This is a genomic window from Mesorhizobium sp. B2-4-6 (genome assembly GCF_006442775.1).
Classification (GTDB): Bacteria; Pseudomonadota; Alphaproteobacteria; order Rhizobiales; family Rhizobiaceae; genus Mesorhizobium.
Map to the genome: position 1 here is coordinate 82,795 of NZ_VFVI01000016.1, position 15,974 is coordinate 98,768.

Annotated in this window: 16 protein-coding genes and 1 pseudogene; 8 read left to right on the top strand and 9 right to left on the bottom strand. The window is 64.5% G+C overall.

Going from position 1 to position 15,974, the window contains the following annotated elements; all coding sequences use genetic code 11:
• Positions 1 to 2 precede the first annotated feature (2 nt).
• Both FJ957_RS28685 and FJ957_RS28690 read left to right on the top strand, forming a co-directional pair.
• Positions 3 to 719 (top strand): FadR/GntR family transcriptional regulator, encoded by a 717-nt coding sequence (locus FJ957_RS28685; RefSeq protein WP_140836176.1) that lies wholly within the window; start codon positions 3 to 5, stop codon positions 717 to 719.
• Positions 720 to 781: 62 nt separating this feature from the next.
• Positions 782 to 1,762 carry a hydroxyacid dehydrogenase gene (locus FJ957_RS28690; protein ID WP_140836177.1) on the top strand — a complete coding sequence of 327 codons (981 nt, stop codon included), beginning with the start codon at positions 782 to 784 and terminating at the stop codon, positions 1,760 to 1,762.
• Positions 1,763 to 1,957: 195 nt separating this feature from the next.
• Here the strand turns inward: FJ957_RS28690 and FJ957_RS28695 are convergent, their stop codons facing one another.
• Positions 1,958 to 3,253, bottom strand: coding sequence for an amidase (locus FJ957_RS28695; protein WP_140836178.1), 1,296 nt, complete (start codon positions 3,251 to 3,253; stop codon positions 1,958 to 1,960).
• Positions 3,254 to 3,370: 117 nt separating this feature from the next.
• Here FJ957_RS28695 and FJ957_RS28700 point away from each other — a divergent pair, with 117 nt between their 5' ends.
• Complete coding sequence (locus tag FJ957_RS28700; protein WP_140836179.1) at positions 3,371 to 3,718, top strand: GFA family protein; 348 nt, start codon at positions 3,371 to 3,373, stop codon at positions 3,716 to 3,718.
• Between the two features lie 70 nt (positions 3,719 to 3,788).
• On the opposite strand, the gene FJ957_RS28705 is transcribed toward FJ957_RS28700, so the two are convergent.
• Entirely contained in the window at positions 3,789 to 5,006 is a 1,218-nt protein-coding gene (locus tag FJ957_RS28705) for an MFS transporter (protein WP_140836180.1), read from the bottom strand.
• Positions 5,007 to 5,177: 171 nt separating this feature from the next.
• Between FJ957_RS28705 and FJ957_RS28710 the strand changes: the two genes are divergently transcribed.
• Both FJ957_RS28710 and FJ957_RS28715 read left to right on the top strand, forming a co-directional pair.
• Positions 5,178 to 6,146: an AraC family transcriptional regulator gene (locus FJ957_RS28710; protein WP_140836181.1), complete on the top strand. Its 969-nt coding sequence runs from the start codon at positions 5,178 to 5,180 to the stop codon at positions 6,144 to 6,146.
• Between the two features lie 27 nt (positions 6,147 to 6,173).
• Positions 6,174 to 6,471, top strand: a pseudogene (locus tag FJ957_RS28715) (DUF4437 domain-containing protein); the annotation flags it as partial.
• A 21-nt stretch (positions 6,472 to 6,492) separates the two neighbouring features.
• Here the strand turns inward: FJ957_RS28715 and FJ957_RS28720 are convergent.
• The 7 genes from FJ957_RS28720 to FJ957_RS28750 all read right to left on the bottom strand — a co-directional run bounded on the left by FJ957_RS28720 (position 6,493) and on the right by FJ957_RS28750 (position 13,221).
• Positions 6,493 to 7,596 carry an ABC transporter ATP-binding protein gene (locus tag FJ957_RS28720; protein WP_140836182.1) on the bottom strand — a complete coding sequence of 368 codons (1,104 nt, stop codon included), beginning with the start codon at positions 7,594 to 7,596 and terminating at the stop codon, positions 6,493 to 6,495.
• Complete coding sequence (locus FJ957_RS28725; RefSeq protein WP_140836183.1) at positions 7,596 to 8,699, bottom strand: ABC transporter ATP-binding protein; 1,104 nt, start codon at positions 8,697 to 8,699, stop codon at positions 7,596 to 7,598. Before FJ957_RS28725 ends, FJ957_RS28720 begins: the two co-directional genes overlap by 1 nt.
• Positions 8,696 to 8,932, bottom strand: coding sequence for a hypothetical protein (locus FJ957_RS28730; RefSeq protein ID WP_127252685.1), 237 nt, complete (start codon positions 8,930 to 8,932; stop codon positions 8,696 to 8,698). The genes FJ957_RS28725 and FJ957_RS28730 overlap by 4 nt, the downstream gene beginning before the upstream one ends.
• Positions 8,929 to 9,888, bottom strand: coding sequence for a carbohydrate ABC transporter permease (locus tag FJ957_RS28735; RefSeq protein WP_140836184.1), 960 nt, complete (start codon positions 9,886 to 9,888; stop codon positions 8,929 to 8,931). The genes FJ957_RS28730 and FJ957_RS28735 overlap by 4 nt, the downstream gene beginning before the upstream one ends.
• Positions 9,889 to 9,891: 3 nt before the next feature.
• Positions 9,892 to 10,797: a sugar ABC transporter permease gene (locus tag FJ957_RS28740; protein WP_140644644.1), complete on the bottom strand. Its 906-nt coding sequence runs from the start codon at positions 10,795 to 10,797 to the stop codon at positions 9,892 to 9,894.
• Between the two features lie 70 nt (positions 10,798 to 10,867).
• Complete coding sequence (locus FJ957_RS28745) at positions 10,868 to 12,184, bottom strand: ABC transporter substrate-binding protein (protein ID WP_140644645.1); 1,317 nt, start codon at positions 12,182 to 12,184, stop codon at positions 10,868 to 10,870.
• 353 nt (positions 12,185 to 12,537) lie between these two features.
• Positions 12,538 to 13,221, bottom strand: coding sequence for a TetR/AcrR family transcriptional regulator (locus FJ957_RS28750; RefSeq protein WP_140836185.1), 684 nt, complete (start codon positions 13,219 to 13,221; stop codon positions 12,538 to 12,540).
• 177 nt (positions 13,222 to 13,398) lie between these two features.
• Between FJ957_RS28750 and FJ957_RS28755 the strand changes: the two genes are divergently transcribed.
• Genes FJ957_RS28755 through FJ957_RS28765 form a run of 3 tightly spaced genes read left to right on the top strand, consistent with a single transcriptional unit; the run spans position 13,399 to position 15,874 of the window.
• Complete coding sequence (locus tag FJ957_RS28755; protein ID WP_140836193.1) at positions 13,399 to 14,595, top strand: Tm-1-like ATP-binding domain-containing protein; 1,197 nt, start codon at positions 13,399 to 13,401, stop codon at positions 14,593 to 14,595.
• 12 nt (positions 14,596 to 14,607) lie between these two features.
• Positions 14,608 to 15,453 carry a phosphoenolpyruvate hydrolase family protein gene (locus FJ957_RS28760; protein ID WP_140836186.1) on the top strand — a complete coding sequence of 282 codons (846 nt, stop codon included), beginning with the start codon at positions 14,608 to 14,610 and terminating at the stop codon, positions 15,451 to 15,453.
• A gap of 4 nt (positions 15,454 to 15,457) precedes the next feature.
• A complete protein-coding gene (locus FJ957_RS28765; protein ID WP_140836187.1) occupies positions 15,458 to 15,874 on the top strand; it encodes a cupin domain-containing protein in 417 nt (138 codons plus the stop codon).
• Positions 15,875 to 15,974: the final 100 nt, after the last annotated feature.

A 15,974-nucleotide genomic window follows, 5' to 3' on the forward strand; every position in this document is an offset into this window, starting at 1 on the left:
CGATGAAAGAAAAGAACCTTCTCGCGGAACTTGCCGCCTACCTCTTCGCCAACTCGGACAAGGAGTCCGGCCGCACGCCCTCGGAGCGCGAGCTGGCGGAGCATTTCGGCGTCAGCCGCGGCCAGATCCGCGAAGCGCTGGCCATCCTGGAAGCCATGCGCATCGTCGAGCGACGCGCCAAGTCCGGCATCTATATCGACACCAAGCAGGCGAGCGTGGAAGCGCTGGCGCTTTTCGCCCGCGCGGGCCTGCCGCTCGATCCGGTGCAGATCTACGAGACCGTCGAGTTGCGCAAGATCCACGAGATCAAGGCGGCCGAGCTTGCCTGCTCGCGCGCCACCGAGGAAAACTTCGAACGCCTGCGCGAGATCCTGAAGGCCTCCGAAGAGCGCATCGCCGCCGGCGAAGGCCTCGCCAAGGAGGACCGCGAGTTCCACCTCGAGATCGTGCGCGCGACCAAGAACAGCGTCTTCCACAACATCTGCAGCGTCTATTACCTGATGGGCGAGCAGCGCCTGCCGATCTATTTCAACGATCCCGAACGCAGCGTGCGCTCGCATGCCGAGCATATCCAGATCTACGAAGCGCTGTTGCGTCGCGACGGCAACCTCGCCCAGGCCCTGATGAACGCCCATTTGCAGGGCGCCGAGAGCTACTGGAAGGGGATCATCGAAGGCCGAGCAACGGAGCCGGAAAGCGCGGCGCTCGAAAAGGCCTAGAGCATTTTGCAGCCAGGCGTTATCGCTTGGCGTCGCGGAAATGCGGAGAAAAACAAAACCTCATGCGCAAGATACTCTCGACGCATCCGCTGCATCCGCGCGCCACGGCGATGCTGGCCGGGGCCGGGCGGTTGGCTGTAGCCTCCGCGCTCGATGCCAAAACTCTGACCGCCGAAGCGAGCGACGCCGACATCGTCATCGTGCGCGCGCCGCTGCCGCCGGAGCTGTTTGCGGGTGCTTCGAGCCTGCGCGCCGCGATCCGCCACGGTGCCGGGCTGGACATGATCCCGGTCGAGGCGGCGACCGCCGCCGGCGTGCTGGTGGCGAACGTGCCCGCCGTCAATGCCCGCTCTGTCGCCGAGCATGTGATGTTCGTGGCCCTTGCCCTGCTGCGGCGCTTCCGAGCGATGGACCGCGACCTGCGCGCCAAGGGCTGGCTTGCCGGGCGCGAGCATGCCAATTCGACCAGCGAGTTGGCCGGCAAGACGATCGGCATCGTCGGCCTCGGCGCGGTCGGCCAGGCCGTCGGCCATATCGCCGCGCACGGCTTCGACCTCAATGTCGTGGCGACCACGCGAAGCCTGCGTCCGGCGCCCGAACGTGTCGGCTTCCTGTCGGTCGACGCGCTGGTCGAGCAGAGCGATATCATCGTGCTCTGCTGCCCGCTGACGGAGGAGACGCGCGGCCTGATCGGCCGCGAGCGCATCGCCCGCATGAAGCCCAACGCGCTGCTGATCAATGTCTCGCGCGGCCCGGTGGTCGACGACGAGGCGCTGATCGAAGCGCTGCAAAAGGGCCGCATCGGCGGCGCCGCGCTCGACGTTTTTTCCACGCAGCCGCTGCCGCCCAACCATCCTTATTTCGGCTTCGACAATGTCATCGTCACCCCGCATATGGCCGGCATCACCGAGGAATCTATGATGCGCATGGGGGTCGGCGCCGCCGGCGAGGCGTTGCTGGTGCTCGCCGGCAAATTGCCGGTCAATCTGCGCAATCCGGAAGTCGTCGAGCGCTACAGGCGGCGCTTTCCGGCCGACGGTTAATGCATGTCGCGCAAAAAGTGACCTCGGTTTTGCGACAACGACATGCATCAAAACAAGGACCTAAAGCGCGTCGCGTGAATCCGTTTCGACGCGACGCGCTTTAGTTCCCGGCGACCATCCCGACGATGCAGCCAGTGATGACAGCGAGACAGCGAATTCCCGGGCGCCGAATTTGCGTCGGTTCGCCGCGCCCTATCAACGGCCAAGCAAGGTCTCGACCGCGGCAGCAATGCGCAGCAGATGACTGTCATGCCCGTGCTTGCCCACCAGCATCAAACCAGCCGGCAGCTTGGTGCCGGGCATCGGCAGCGAGATCGCGCAGAGGTCGAACTGGTTGGCGACCTGCGTGTTGCGCAAGAGCAGCCCTTCCGTCTTGTCGCGCAGCGCTTCGTCGCCGGCCATGGCGGCAATGGAGGGCGCGACCATCGGCACGGTCGGCAATGCCAGCACATCGATCGTCTCCAGGCGTTCCGCCATGGCTGCCACAAGCTCGCCGCGACGGCGGATCGTGCGGATATAGGCGGAAGCGGGAACGGCCAGCGCGCGCGACAACGGCCCGGTGACATGCGGATCGACCGGTACCGAAGCGCCGCTCGCCAGCCAGTCGGCATGCACTTCCGCACCTTCCATGGAAGCGATGGTCCCGCGTTTGGTGGCGGCCCGCATCTCGGCGATGAGATCGTCGATGGACAAATCGGCAGCACGGGCGCCGGCTAGCCCGATCCGGTCGATGCAGCCCTCGAAAGCCGCGGCGACCTCCGCTTGCGTCTCGCCGAACAAGTCGCCGCGCGGAATGCCGACGCGCAGGCCGGCGAGTGGGACCGGCCGAAGCGCCGTTGGCTCAGTTCCCGCCATGATCGCATCGGCGATCGCGCAATCGGCGACGTTGCCGGCAAGCGGGCCGATCGAATCGAGCGTCATCGACAGCGGAAAGGCGCCGGTCAATGGCACGCGCCCCGCCGTCGGTTTGAAGCCGACGACGCCATTGAGCGAGGCCGGGATGCGCACCGAGCCGCCGGTGTCCGAACCGATCGAGATGTCGCTCGTGCCCTCGCCGACCGCAACGCCCGCCCCCGATGACGACCCGCCCGGGATCAGGCTTGCATCGGCGGCATTGCCCGGCGTGCCGTAATGCGGATTGTCGCCGATCGCGGTGAAGGCGAACTCGGTCATGTTGGTCTTGCCGAGGATCACGGCGCCCGCCTGGCGCAGCCTTTGCAGGATCGCCGCGTCTCGCGCGGCGGCTGGGGCCTCGGCATGGATCAGCGATCCGGCCGCCGTCGGCTCGCCGGCGACGTCGAACAGGTCCTTGATCGACACGATGCGCCCGTCGAGCGGTCCGAGGCTCATACCGGCCTTGCGGCGGGCATCGGCCGCATCGGCGGCTGCACGCGCCGCCTCGGCGTAGAGTTTCGTGTAGACCTTCTCGTCGACCGCGCGATTGGCAAGACGTGACAGGATGATTTCAAGCCGGTCTCGGATGGATTGCATTTTCGATGTCGGGCCCTGCAAAGTTGCAACGTCTTTTAGGCGCGGCCTGTGTTGGGCCAGCCAAGAGGTAACCCGGCAGGCGCGCCTTTGCACCCTGCCAGCGATGGGAAGATGCTGATGCTGTACAAAGGCAGCTGCCACTGCGGCAAGGTGGCGTTCGAGGTCGAGGGCGAGCTCGGCATGGCCGTGCGCTGCAATTGCTCGATCTGCCGGCGCAAGGGCGCGCTGTTGTGGGCCGTGCCGCATGAGAAGTTCAATCTGGTCGCCTGGGGCGACGACCTCGGCCGCTACACATTCGGCAAAGGCACGATCGCGCATCGTTTCTGCCGCACCTGTGGCATGCACCCGTTTGCCGAGGATGTCAGTGAGGGCAACGAACGATCCGCCTATGTCAACATCAACTGCCTGGAAGACGTCGATCTGGCGACCATCGAAGTCTTCGAGTTCGACGGCCGCTCGGCCTGAAGCTAAGAATTATCGGCCCGGCGCTCGTGAGAGCCGCCGGGCCGATGTCTGAGAAGGCAAGCAGTCTTAGCTACTCGGCAGCCTGCTTCGGTCCCATCAGGAAGGCCACCAGCGCCGCCAGCAAGGTCGCCACGCCGCTATAGGCGAAGGCGGTGGCGACACCGGCGTGATCGACCAGAAGGCCGCCGACGACGGCGCCAAGCGCGATCGCCACCTGGAAGGTCGCGACCATCAGACCGCCGGCGCTCTCGGCCTGGTCGGGCGCGGCGCGCACCAGCCAGGTCTGCAGGCCGACCGGAACGGCGCCGAAGGCAAAGCCCCAGGCGGTGACCGCGACCGCCGCCGTTATCGGCGAGGCGCCGAGCACGAGCAGCGCCGCCGCCGACAAGGCGATCAGCAGCGGCGCCAGGCCGACCGCCATCTTCAGGTTGCGCTCGGCCAGGAAGGCGCCGGCGAAATTGCCGAAGAAGCCGCCGATGCCATAGGCGAGCAGCACCAGCGAGATGGTTTCGATCGGCATCGCCGGCACCATCTCCAGGAACGGCCGCACATAGGTGAAGCCGGCAAACTGACCGGAGGCGACCAGCAGAACGACCAGCAGCGCGATGCGGATCATCGGCCGCTTCAGCACCTCGGCCAGCGTGCGGAAGCTCGCGACCGCCGTCGGCGGCAGGCTTGGCAGGGTGGCGAGCTGCACCAGCAGCGCCAGCCCGCCGACGACCGCCGCGATCATGAAGGCGGTGCGCCAGCCCCAGGTATCGCCGACATAGGCGCCGACAGGAGCCGCCGTGACCGTGGCGACGGAGACGCCGGTGAGGATGATCGACATGGCGCGCGGCATCAGCCGCATCGGCACCAGCCGCAGCGCCATGGCCGCCGACATCGACCAGAAACCGCCAAGCGCAACGCCCAGCACGACGCGGGCAAGAAGCAGCATGGTGAGCGAGGACGCGAAGGCGGCGACGAGGTTGGAGACGATCAAAAGGACGGAGAGTATCCACATGACCAGCCGGCGGTCGAGCCGCTTGGTGACGATCGCCATGGTCGGCGCCGCGATCGCGCCGACGACGGCTGTCGCCGTCACCGCCTGGCCGGCGGCGCCTTCGCTGACGCCGAGATCCTGCGCCAGCCGCGTCAGCAGGCTGGCGGGCAGGAATTCGGCGGTCACCAGGCCAAAAACGCCGAGCGCCAGCGAGACCACCGCCCCCCAGGCCGGTTCGGTTCGTTCGTCCGGCTCGCTTGCGTCCAGAATAGTGGCGTCGACGGCGCCCGTTGCGGGTTCGGTCATGGCAAAATCTCCGATCTGTTTGCGGCGCCACGCAAGAGATGACCAGATCGGACTCCACCCGTTACATGCCGGTGGGCGGCTCTGTCAGTTCGATTTGGTTGCGGCGCAACATTTGGCTGCAGCGCAACATAGGGAGTGACTGGCTGGAGTTTCCATGCTAGAAACGCCGAGATGAATTACAATTCGTCCAAAACCATTCTGCAGGCTTCGGGCGACCCGCTGACCGACATGTTGCGCGGCCTGCGCCTTGACGGCGTCGATTACGGCCGCTGCGTGCTTGGCGAGCCCTGGGCCGTTTCCTTCCCCGCGCAGAAGGCGGCGCGCTTCCATTTCATCGGACAGCAGGGCTGCTGGCTGTTTTCGCCGGCCAAGGAATGGATAGAGCTCTCGGTGGGCGACGCGCTGCTGATCCCGCGCGGCGACGAGCATGTGCTGGCGAGCGCGCCCGGCGTGCCGCCGGTGCCGATCGGCCGCTACACGATCGAGCCCGTATGCGAGAACATCTACGACGTCTCGAACGGCTGCGATGGCTGCAAGACCTTGCTGTTTTGCGGCAGCATGCATTTCAACCTCGACGGCTCGCATCCGCTGCTGGAGATGATGCCCGACCTGATGCAGGCGCATAAGCTGATGGCCAACGCGCCGGGCATCCAGCATCTGCTCGACGCGATGGCCGGCGAGGTGACGATGGATCGCGTCGGCTCCGGCGGCATCCTCGCCCGCCTGGCCGACGTGCTCGCAGCCACCATCATCCGCTCCTGGGTGGAGAATGGCTGCGGCGACGCCACCGGATGGATCGCCGCCGTGCGCAACCCGGATGTCGGCAAGGTGCTCGCCGCCATCCACCTGCAGCCGGAGCGCGACTGGACGGTCGAGGCGCTGGCCAGGATGATGGGGGCCTCACGTTCCGCCTTTGCGCAGCGCTTCGCCACCGTGGTCGGCGAGACGCCGGCCAAATATGTGCTGCGCGTGCGCATGCACCAGGCGCGGCAATGGTTCACCCGCGACGGCATGCGGGTTTCGGTGGCGGCGTCGAGGCTGGGCTACGATTCGGAAGCCTCCTTCAGCCGCGCCTTCAAGCGGGTGATGGGCGTTGCGCCGAGCCATTTCCGTCACGCCGGCGCCGACGAACAATCCTGATCACAAGCAGCCGAAGCGCCGGGCCACCTCGGTCCGCTATGGGGCGAACGCGCAAAAGGTCCGGCCGGCACCCTGCTGAAAGTCCCCGGCAACTGGCGCGCGCCCGTGCACGCCCACACCGCCGATTACCGCGCCGTGGTCAACAAGGGCCTCTGGGGCGCATTGGCAGATGCAGGGCGGCGAAGCCACCAGGGTCGAGTTGCCGCCCGGCTCCTACTGGACCCAGAAGGCCGACGAAATGCATGACGATGCCTGCCTGTCGGACACCGAATGCGTGATCCTGCTGATCAATTGCACGCCCTACGAGACCTATCTGCCGAAATAAGGCAGCAGGCCAAGGAGACCGCTATCCGGCGTGCCGCAGGCTGACGCCGCTGCCCTTGTCGAACAGCACCACCTTGTCGGGGTTCCAGGCAAAGCGCACCGGCTGCTCGATCGCGACATCGGTCCTGGCCGGCACGGTTGCCCGCAGCATCGTTTCGCCCACCCTGAGCGTCAGGATCTTCTCCACCCCATGATTCTCGACGTCGTGGACGCGTGCCTCGACCGGCGCGCCGGTCTCCAGGTAGACGTCCTCCGGACGGATGCCGAAGACGAGTGGCCGACCGTCGGTCGCGCCACTCGTCCTGCCCCCGCCAAAAGTCTTGGCCCCAATCGTCAGCGGCAGCTCGAAATTCATCGGCGCCATCACGGCGCGGTCGTTGACCAGCCTGCCGTCGATGAGGTTCATCGGCGGCGAACCGACGAAGCTCGCGACATAGGTGTCGCGCGGATTGTTGTAGATCTCATGCGGCGTGCCGGTCTGAACGATGCGCCCGTGGTTGAGCACGCCGACCTTGTCGCCCATCGACATGGCCTCGATCTGGTCATGCGTGACGAACAGGAATGTGGCGCCGAGTTGCATTTGCAGGTTCTTCAATTCCGTGCGCAGCGCCTCGCGCAGCTTGGCGTCGAGCGCCGACAGCGGCTCGTCCATCAGGAACACGCGCGGCTTGCGCACGATCGCCCGGCCGATCGACACGCGCTGCATCTCGCCGCCGGAAAGCCGATCCGTCTTGCGGTCGAGAAGGTGCTCGATCCTGAGCGTGCGGGCCGCGCGCGCCACGCGGTCCTTGATCTCGGCATCCGGCAGCCGGCGGATCTTCGGCTTTAGCGGAAATTCGAGGTTCTGCCGCACCGTGTAGCGCGGATAGAGCGAATACTGCTGCAGCACCAGCGCCACGTCGCGTTCGGCAGCGCCCCAGTCGGCGACGTCGACGCCGTCGATGAAGACCTGGCCCTCGGTCGGCTTCTCAAGGCCCGCGACCATCCTCAGCGTCGTCGTCTTGCCGGCGCCCGTCTCGCCGAGCAGCACGAAGAATTCGCCGTCGGCGATGTCGAGATCGAGATTGGACAGAGCCGTGTGGGTGCCGAACGTCTTGGAGATGTTCTTCAGCTGGATATGGGCCATTACAATCTCACTCCGAGCGACTTGCCGCTCGCGGCGTCGAAGAAATGCGCCTGCGAAGGATCGATCCGCGCATAGACCTTTTCGCCCGCACCACCGATGAAGCCGCTCTTGGTGCGGGCGCGCAGCATCTTGGAGCCGACCTTGAGATCGACGATATCGAAGGATCCCAGCGGCTCGACGATCTGCGTTTCGACTGGCAGGAAGCCGTCCGTCGCCTCGCGGCGCACCAGCACGCCTTCCGGCCGGATGCCGAGCGTCAGCTGGCCGCCGGCATGGCCGTTGAGCTTGGAAAGCAGTGCGCGCGGAAACTCGAAGCCGGTGGCCGCGCCGCCGACGGAGACGGAAGCTGCCGACGCATTCTCGGCGACCGTCGCCTCAGCCACGTTCATCACCGGGCTGCCGACGAACTGCGCGACGAACAGATTGGCCGGATGCGAATAGACCTCGTCCGGCGTGCCGACCTGCTGCAGCACGCCCTCATGCATGATGACGATGCGGTCGGCGAGGCTCATCGCCTCGATCTGGTCGTGCGTGACATAGATGCTGGTCGAGCCTTGCTTGATATGCAGCCGCTTGATCTCGGCGCGCATTTCCTCGCGCAGCTTGGCATCGAGCGCGCCGATCGGCTCGTCCATCAGCATCGCCTTCGGGCGCCGCACCAGCGCCCGGCCGATGGCCACGCGCTGCATGTCGCCGCCAGACAGCGCCGAAGGCTTCTTGTTGAGGAGATCGGCGATCTGCAGCGTCTTGGCCACCGAGCGCACCTCGGTGTCGATCTCGCTCCTGCTCTTGCGCGTCGCGCGCAGCGGAAAGGCGATGTTCTCGTAGACGTTCATATGCGGATAGAGCGAGAAGGACTGGAACACCATGGCGATGTCGCGGTCGGCAGCCTTGAGGTGCTGCACCGGCTTGCCGTCGATCAATATGTCGCCCTGGTCTATGGTCTCCAGCCCGGCGATGGCGCGCAGCGTCGTCGTCTTGCCGCAGCCCGACTGTCCGAGCAGCACGATGAACTCGTTGTCGTCGATCTTGAGGTTCAGGTCCTTGATGACCTGGACGGCGCCGAAGAATTTCTGGACGCCGCGAAGCTCGATGTGGGTCAATGCTGTGCCCCCGCGTTGTGCGCCTGCTGGTCGGCTCCGTGTCCGGTGCCGGCCTGCTCCTCGCGTGGGATCTTGGAGGTGACGTTGAAGCCGATCAGGCCGATCAGGATGATCGTCACGCCGTAAGTGTGGAGCGGCATGTTCCATGGCTGGCAGAGCGCGACGATGCCAAGCACCATCAGGATCTGCGATCCAGGCTCCAGATATTTCTCGTTGATCGCGCGAAAGCTCATTTGCGGATCGCTCCGAAGGACATGCCGCGCAACAGATGGTTGCGGAGCAGGAAGGTGAAGATCGCGACCGGCAGCAGGAACAGGAACGTTCCGGCGGCGATCACCGTCCAGTCGGGCAGGCCGGAGCCGACCTGGCTCGGGATGAAGGGCGGCGCCGTCTGCGCGCGGCGATTGGTCATGATCAGCGCGAAGGCATATTCGTTCCACGCCGTGATGAAGCAGAACACCGCGGTTGCGGCGATGCCGGTCGCGGCTTCGGGCAGCACGATCTTGAAAAAGGCTTCCATGCGCGTGTAGCCGTCGACGAGTGCCGCCTCCTCATATTCCTTCGGAATTTCGTCGATGAAGCCTTTCATCAGCCAGACCGAGAAGGACAGGTTGAAGGCGGTGTAGAGGATGATCAGCCCGAGATGGGAATCGTTCAGCCCCACGGCCCGGTACATCAGGAACATCGGGATCGCCACCACCACCGGCGGCAACATGCGTGTCGACAGGATGAAGAACAGCCAATCCGCCTCTCCCTTCACTCTGAACCGCGAGAAGCCATAGGCGGTGAAGGTTCCCATGCCGACCGCCAGCACGGTCGAGGTGATGGCGACAATGAGCGAGTTCAGGAAGCGGCTTGGATATCCCGACCATTGCACCTCGCCCTTGCCGTCGCGCACGATCTTTTCGCCGCCATCGAAGACGACGCGCTCCCACCACGGGGCGGCCGCATATTCTTCCGGCGTCGGCGGATTGCGCATCTGGGACCGCTTGGTGAACAGCTTCACGAAGGGCGATATCTCCGGCTGGAAGATGACCGTCGGCGGGATGGTGGTGGCGAGGGCGCGCGGCTTGAATGCCGTCGAGGCGATCCAGTAGATTGGCGCCAGGAAAATGATCGTCACCAGCAGAACGATGACGATGGCGATGCGGTTGAAGGTGATTTCTGAAGAAGTGCGGACGGCGGCCATCTGTCAGCGCTCCTTCACTTTGTTGAGGTATTTGACGTAGATGTTGGTGATCGCCAGCACCATGATCAGCACGATGTAGGCCATGGCGCAGGAGCGCCCCGTCTGCCATTCCTGGAAAGCCATCTTGTAGAGCCGGATCGAGATAAGTTCGGCCGTCGGCTGGCTGGTCAGGATGTAGGCGAGATCGAAGGTCTTGAACGCTTCCATGGTGCGGAAAATGACCGCGATCATCAGGATCGGCGCGACCAGCGGCAGGGTGATGCGGAAGAAGGTGTAGAACGGGCCGGCGCGGTCGATCGCCGCGGCCTCGTAGAGATGTTTGGGCACCGCCGAGAGGCCGGCCAGCGACAGCAGCATGACGAAGGGCGACCACATCCAGATATCGGTCAAGGCGACTGCATAGAGCGCCATTTTCGGGTCTGCCAGCCATTCGAAATTGCCGAGCCCGAGCGCATAGTTGATGACGCCCCATGAAGGGTCGTAAAGCAGTTTCCAGAACAGGCCGACGACGGCCATCGACAGCATCATCGGGAGCAACAGCAGCGTAGTGATAAGGCCCTTGAGCGGAATATCCCGGTTGAGCAGCATCGCCACGCCAAAGCCGACAAGCAGTTGTCCGACGACCGAGACAATCACGTATTTCGCGGTGATGGCGAAGTTCGACCAGACATAGGGGTCGTTGAGCAGATCGCGATAGTTCTGCAGCCCGACGAAATTAGCCGGCGCGTTGGTCGACGCGCGGAAATCGGTGAAGGAATAACCGAGCGAATAGATCAACGGAAAGATGTTGAAGACGATCAGGAACAGGATCGTCGGGATGATGAAGAGATTGCGGATCGAAATGTCGCTGAGGCCGCGCGCTGCGGCCCGCGAGGACCTGTCCAGCGTAGTGATCATCGTGCTCGCCAAAACCCTGCTCCGGATTCTCGAAAAAGCAAACGGAGGAGGCATGGGAAGCCTCCTCCGTGAGGCATGTCGGTTACTTCACGCGGCCGTATTTCTTGAAGGTCGCGTTCCAGTCGGCGGCAAGCGCGTCCAGCGTTTCCTTGGCGGTGCCCGAGCCGCCGATCATGTAGGGATAGACGCGCTGGTTGAGCTGCTGCAGCAGTTCGGCATATTCCGGCACAGCCCAGAAGTCCTTCACCTTGAACATGGTCTCGTAGAAGGCCTTGTTGTACGGCGTTGCACTCTGGAATTCCGGCGATTTCAGCACCGCGGCGCTGCAGGTATAGCCGCCGAGAGCCGCCCATTTCTTCTGGGTGTCGTCCTTGATGAACCATTCCAGGAACTTCATCGCCTCGTCCTGCTTCTGCGAATAGGAGACAATGGAGATGCCCTGGCCGCCGAGAGCCGCGAACTGGTCGCCATTCGGTCCCGGAGGATTGGCGAAGAAACCGGTGTTCTTGGCGTTCGGATTTGACGACTCGTTGATCAGCGAGGGGAAGAAGGCGAAGTAGTTCATGCTCATCGCCGCGAGGTTCTCGGTGATCGCCTGGTTGTCCTCGACGAAGAACGACTTGGCCCAGCCCGGAGGCGTGAACTTGTAGAGTTCCTTGTAGGCATCCAGTGCCGCGACGGCCTTGTCGGAGTTGACGATACCGTCGACCTTGTACGTGGAGTAGTCGCCGAGCTCGCCGCCGTAGGAGAACAGGGCGTTCTCGAAGCCCATCGCCATCGCGTCATAGGAATTGTCGGTGTAGATGGCGATGCCGTATTTCTTCTGGTCCGGCCGGTAGAAGAATTCAGCGATGTCGCGCAGCGCCTTGAAATCCTTCGGCACGTCGAGGTCGTAGCCATACTTGGCCTTGAAGGCTTCCTTTTCCTTCGGGTCCTCGAACCAGTCCTTGCGATAGGACCAGCCGACGGCGTCGCCCTCGAGCGGGATTGCCCAGTACTTGCCGCTGTTGCCGGGATATTCAGCGTAGTATTTGACCGTCGCCGGCGCCATGACTTCCTTGAGGTTGTACTTGTTGAAGAAGTCGGTCAGGTCGACATAGTGGCCGCCGGTCGAGCCCGCGCCGAGCCACTGCGAGTCGCCCACCACGAGGTCATAGGCGTCGCCATGGGCGTTGAACTCGGTGAATGCCTTGGTCTGGAAGTCGGACCACGGCGTGGTTTCAACCGTGATCTTGACGCCGGTTTCCTTCTCATACTCGTTGCCGAGTTCCTGCAGGTAGTTGGCCGGATCCCATTCCGCCCAGAAGATGGTGAGCGACTTTTCCTGCGCGTGCACGGATGTCCCGCAGGCAAGCGCCAGGCCGACACCAGCAAGCACGCTGGTCACTAACTTGCGCATAGTTTTCCTCCCTTGTGCGCATTCTACCGTCTCATGCGGGCTGGCAGCGAAAGCCGGCCCTGGTAGTTCCTCCTGTGATGGCGCCTCTCCGGTTCCAGGCCTCCTCGCCCTGCCGGAAATGGATCGCGGCCTTCACTTTTGATCCGCTTTATCGGTACTGATCTGGTATTACCAATTCCGGCTGGGCGTCAAGCGCTTTCTTGAGCGGCCAGCAGCGGCCGAAAAAGCCAAACATTACGATATCTGCCTGTTTTACCTCGCTTTTCCTACTCTTTGGTATGCCGCGCCCTTGCCACAGGCCGCCCATCACAACTAGCATTCCAAACTGTCTCCTTAATCTGGTCGAACCAGATTTAGGCCGTTGTTGCCTTCGGCATCGCCGATTTCGCCTCCGATTCCGCCATCGCGGCACGCACCAGCGCGCCCGCCGCCCATTGCGCGATCGACATCATCTCGGCGCTGTCCAGTCCCCATATATCCTTCAACACCGTGACCACCTCGACGCCGAACACCAGCGACAGCGCCTGGGCAAGGCGCTTGAACTGGCGCGGCTTCAAGCGCCCCTTGAGCGGCGCGATCGCATCCTTCAGCAAGTCGACGCGATGGCCGCGCTTGAAGGCCGGCTCCGATCCGAGCGTGCCCGCCTCGCGCCGCGCCCATTGATCGAGGGACAGTTTCAGCGCCGCCTTGAAGGTCGCCTCGAAGGCTTCGATGCGCGGCATCGCGGTGGCGAAGAGATCCGCCACGCGCCGCTCGGCATCGTCGGACGCCGACTTCCAGGTCAGGATCGGGCCGAGCCCTTCGTCGACCACGGCCTGCACCAGCACCGCCTGGCTCGGGAAATAGCGGTAGGCGGTCGCGCGCGACACCTCCGCCGCCTCCGCGACCTCGCTGACCGAAGGGGTCATGCCGGACTGCATCAGCCTCGTCGCCGTCTCCAGCATCAGTCGCCTTGTGCGGGCGCGCGGCCCCTTCTCGACGGGCGGCGCCTGGGCGGCACCACCGTTGGAGGCGGCTTGTTGACGTGAGACATCCATATCAATACGATACGCGCGTCTCAAAAATTTGCAACGGCGCAACGCCGGGCAACAACGGCGCAACGCCAGGCAATAATGGGGTCCCCACCAGCGACGAGGCTTTTGCCGAGGAGCTTGAGGGTGGGGCAAAAGAGGCGGACGGCGATGCCGGACATGTCGGAGGACGGGAAACCACCGATGGGGCGCATCTATGTCGTCGGCACCGCCGACACCAAGGGTGAGGAACTCGCCTTCCTGGCCGATGCCGTCGCCAAGGCCGGTGGCGCTGTCATACGTGTCGATATCGGCACGCGCGGCGCGACGGTTCCGGTCGACATTCCCGCAAGCGAGGTCGCCGTGCATCATGCCAAGGGAGCCGGCGCGGTTCTCGGCATCGATGATCGCGGCGCCGCCGTCGCCGGCATGGGCGCCGCCTTCGTCAATTTCATCCGGTCGCGCAACGACATCGCCGGCGTCATCGGCATCGGTGGTGGCGGCGGCACGTCGATCGTCACCGCCGGCATGCGCGCGCTGCCGCTCGGCCTGCCGAAGCTCATGGTTTCGACGCTGGCCTCCGGCGATACCGCGCCTTACGTCGACGTCTCCGACATCGTCATGATGCCGTCGGTGACCGACATGGCGGGCCTCAACCGGCTGTCGAGCGTCGTGCTGCACAATGCCGCCCAGGCGATCGCCGGAATGGCCGCGAAGCCCGCCCCGGCCGCCGCCGGCAAGCCGGCTCTGGGGCTCACCATGTTCGGCGTCACCACGCCCTGCGTGACCGCGATCGTCGACCGATTGCGCGCTGGCTATGACTGCATGGTCTTCCACGCCACCGGCACCGGCGGCCGCTCGATGGAGAAGCTCGCCGACAGCGGTCTGCTGGCCGGCGTCCTCGACATCACCACGACCGAAGTCTGCGACTTCCTGTTCGGCGGCGTGCTGCCCGCGACCGAGGATCGCTTCGGCGCGATTGCCCGCGCGAAGCTGCCCTATGTCGGCTCGGTCGGCGCCCTCGACATGGTGAATTTCTGGGCGCCCGCCACGATCCCCGATCGTTATCGCGGACGCTTGTTCTACGAGCACAACCCCAACGTCACCCTGATGCGCACCACGGCCGAGGAATGCCGCAAGATCGGCGAATGGATCGGCGGCCGCCTGGCCCGCTGCGACGGCCCGGTTCGTTTCCTGATCCCGGAAAAGGGCGTGTCGGCGCTGGATATAGAAGGCGGCGCCTTCTTCGATCCGGACGCCGACGCGGCACTGTTCGACGCCATCGAGCATACGATCCGGCCGACCACGGACCGCACCGTGACGCGCCTGCCGCTGCACATCAACGACCCCGCATTCGCCAAGGCCGCCGCCGAGGCGTTCCTCGACATCGCCCAAAACTGAGAGACGACAAGCATGGCCGCCATTCCCCGCAAAACGATCCTGGAAAAATTCCGCAACATGATCGCCGGCGGCGTGCCGATCGTCGGCGGCGGCGCCGGCACCGGCCTGTCGGCCAAGGCTGAGGAAGCCGGCGGCATCGACCTTATCATCATCTACAATTCCGGTCGCTACCGCATGGCCGGGCGCGGCTCGGCCGCTGGCCTGCTCGCTTATGGCAACGCCAACGAGATCGTCAAGGAGATGGCCTATGAGGTGCTGCCGGTGGTGAAGAAGACGCCGGTGCTGGCCGGAGTCAACGGCACCGACCCCTTCGTCATCATGCCGCTGCTTTTGGCCGAACTGAAGACGATGGGTTTTTCCGGTGTGCAGAATTTTCCGACCGTAGGCCTGTTCGACGGCACCATGCGCCAGAGCTTCGAGGAGACCGGCATGGGCTTCGGCCTCGAGGTCGACATGATCGCCGAGGCGCACAAGCTCGATCTCCTGACCACGCCCTACGTTTTCAATCCGGACGAAGCGCGCGCCATGACGCGGGCCGGCGCCGACATCGTCGTCGCCCATATGGGCGTCACGACCGGCGGCTCGATCGGCGCCACCTCGGCGAAAACGCTCGACGCCTGCGTGAACGAGATCGACGCCATCGCCGACGCCGCGCGCTCGGTGCGCAAGGACGTCATCCTGCTTTGCCATGGCGGGCCGATCTCGATGCCCGACGATGCGCGCTACATCCTCGAGCGCTGCGGGGGGCTGCACGGCTTCTATGGTGCGAGCTCGATGGAGCGGCTGCCGGCCGAAGCGGCGATCGCCAGGCAGACGGCGGATTTCAAATCTGTCAAGATCGCGAAAAGGAAGGGATGAGGCAATGGCCGACAAGAGCAAGGTATTCGTCTATCCGAAGGATGTCAGCGCCTTCGGCTTCGACTGGGGCAAGCTGTCGCTGACCGTCGCGCCGGAGGTGAACGGCGCCACGCGCTTCTCCGGCGGCGTCGTCGACCTGCCGCCGGGCAAGGGCCACACCCGCCATAACCATCCGGGCGCCGAAGAGATCATCTTCGTCATCTCCGGCAATGGCGAGCAGATGGTCGAGGACGAGAACGGCAATCCGGTGGTGGCCAAGGTCGGTCCCGGCTGCACCATCTACGTGCCGGAAAGCCGCTTCCACTCGACGCTCAACACCGGCGACCGGCCGATGCAGCTTTTCGTCGTCTATTCCCCAGCCGGACCGGAACTCGCGCTACGCGACCTGCCGGACTTCAAGCTGCTGCCGGTGGGGCAGTGATGAACTTTCCTTCTCTCCGTTCTCCGGGAGAAGGTACCGGCAGACGGATGAGGGGCAGCGTCGACCTTCGGTTCTATGAAATCCCACCCCTATTCCACCC

Bases quoted from the DNA above. Each gene is read 5' to 3' on its own strand.
- FJ957_RS28690 (WP_140836177.1), top strand. From the start codon at position 782: ATGCGCAAGATACTCTCGACGCATCCGCTGCATCCGCGCGCCACGGCG.
- FJ957_RS28730 (WP_127252685.1), bottom strand. From the start codon at position 8,932: ATGAGCTTTCGCGCGATCAACGAGAAATATCTGGAGCCTGGATCGCAG.
- FJ957_RS28755 (WP_140836193.1), top strand. From the start codon at position 13,399: ATGGGGCGCATCTATGTCGTCGGCACCGCCGACACCAAGGGTGAGGAA.
- FJ957_RS28710 (WP_140836181.1), top strand. From the start codon at position 5,178: ATGAATTACAATTCGTCCAAAACCATTCTGCAGGCTTCGGGCGACCCG.
- FJ957_RS28745 (WP_140644645.1), bottom strand. From the start codon at position 12,184: ATGCGCAAGTTAGTGACCAGCGTGCTTGCTGGTGTCGGCCTGGCGCTT.
- FJ957_RS28685 (WP_140836176.1), top strand. From the start codon at position 3: ATGAAAGAAAAGAACCTTCTCGCGGAACTTGCCGCCTACCTCTTCGCC.
- FJ957_RS28765 (WP_140836187.1), top strand. From the start codon at position 15,458: ATGGCCGACAAGAGCAAGGTATTCGTCTATCCGAAGGATGTCAGCGCC.
- FJ957_RS28705 (WP_140836180.1), bottom strand. From the start codon at position 5,006: ATGACCGAACCCGCAACGGGCGCCGTCGACGCCACTATTCTGGACGCA.
- FJ957_RS28695 (WP_140836178.1), bottom strand. From the start codon at position 3,253: ATGCAATCCATCCGAGACCGGCTTGAAATCATCCTGTCACGTCTTGCC.
- FJ957_RS28760 (WP_140836186.1), top strand. From the start codon at position 14,608: ATGGCCGCCATTCCCCGCAAAACGATCCTGGAAAAATTCCGCAACATG.
- FJ957_RS28750 (WP_140836185.1), bottom strand. From the start codon at position 13,221: ATGGATGTCTCACGTCAACAAGCCGCCTCCAACGGTGGTGCCGCCCAG.
- FJ957_RS28720 (WP_140836182.1), bottom strand. From the start codon at position 7,596: ATGGCCCATATCCAGCTGAAGAACATCTCCAAGACGTTCGGCACCCAC.
- FJ957_RS28700 (WP_140836179.1), top strand. From the start codon at position 3,371: ATGCTGTACAAAGGCAGCTGCCACTGCGGCAAGGTGGCGTTCGAGGTC.
- FJ957_RS28735 (WP_140836184.1), bottom strand. From the start codon at position 9,888: ATGGCCGCCGTCCGCACTTCTTCAGAAATCACCTTCAACCGCATCGCC.